Annotated in this window: 1 protein-coding gene; it reads left to right on the forward strand. The window is 72.6% G+C overall.

Annotated features, from left to right (window positions below):
• A partial coding sequence (locus J0A65_RS24975; RefSeq protein ID WP_232850144.1) for a hypothetical protein occupies positions 1–657 on the forward strand: 657 nt, incomplete at both ends.

Consider the following 657-nt stretch of genomic DNA (forward strand, 5'->3'; position numbering starts at 1 on the left):
GAGGCGCCGCGCTACCGCCTGCTGGTGCAGGGGCTGCAGGCCGACTGGCAGGCGCCACAGGCGCAGCAGGACAGCCCGGACACTGACGACCCCGCCCGCCCCCTGCGCGATCTGCTCGCCGCCCTGCCCTGGCTACCGCGCCAGATCAGCGTGCGCGAGATGGCGGCGCAGCTGCCCTGCGCAAGCGGTCGCTGCACCCTGGACGGGCATCTCACCCTGCAACGGCTGGACGATGCGCTACAGGTGCAACTGCAGCTGCTGCGGGCAGGCCACAGCGCCACGCTGCAGGCACAGTTACAGGGACTGGGCAGCGCGCCGGACAGCAGCCGCCAGCTGCAGATGAGCATGCGCCTGGACGATCAGCCGCAACTGGATCTGCGCAGCGACCTCAGGCCCCAGGCCGATGCCACCATGCGCTGGAGCGGCGACCTGGAGGTCGCGCCCCTGCCCGACCTAGCCTGGGTCAGCACCTGGCTGAGCGAGTGGCTGCCAGCCGCCAGCCCGCAGCTGCCCAGCACGCCACAACAGGCCGGCGTCAGCGCGCAATGGCAACTGCAGTTGCCTGGCGAGGCCCGGCAGCTCGACGCACTGCTGACAGCCCCCGGCTGGCTGCGGATCGATGCGCGCCTGCCGCAGCCCTGGCCGCTCCCCGGCGTG

The organism is Bowmanella yangjiangensis (assembly GCF_017255015.1).
In the GTDB taxonomy this organism is placed as follows: domain Bacteria; phylum Pseudomonadota; class Gammaproteobacteria; order Enterobacterales; family Alteromonadaceae; genus Bowmanella; species Bowmanella yangjiangensis.